The organism is Streptomyces cyaneofuscatus (genome assembly GCF_000718135.1).
GTDB lineage: Bacteria > Actinomycetota > Actinomycetes > Streptomycetales > Streptomycetaceae > Streptomyces > Streptomyces cyaneofuscatus.
Genome location: NZ_JOEM01000093.1, coordinates 1 through 318, shown reverse-complemented (window position 1 = coordinate 318; position 318 = coordinate 1). Strand labels below are relative to the sequence as shown.

Here is a 318-nt window from a genome sequence, read left to right as displayed (position 1 = left end):
CAGCAGCGCTGGCCCCGCCAGTTGCTGAGCAGAGCGGACCACTACCGCCCGTCTGCCGCCGTGACCCCGGGGCCGATCTCGGTTCTGCGCCACTCGATTCGCTCGACGAACTGCTGGTACCGACCGGGATTGGACGCGGCGAGGATGTGGGGCGCGCCGAGGTAGCGAGGGCTGAGGAGAAGCCGTATCGCGGCGCGGCGGGCGTTGATGGGAGCCTGTTGCCACGAGGTGTACACGTCGACGCCGGGCTTCAAGATGCTCAGCACGGCGGACGGTACCGTCAGTTCCCGCTCGCGCGCTTCGAGCTCGGCCACCTGG

1 protein-coding gene is annotated in these 318 nt (G+C 69.5%); it reads right to left on the bottom strand.

Annotation, left to right across the window (positions count from 1 at the left end; translation table 11 throughout):
• Nucleotides 1–41 precede the first annotated feature (41 nt).
• A partial coding sequence (locus tag IF17_RS01000000136960; RefSeq protein ID WP_032773216.1) for a hypothetical protein occupies nt 42–318 on the bottom strand: 277 nt, incomplete at its 5' end.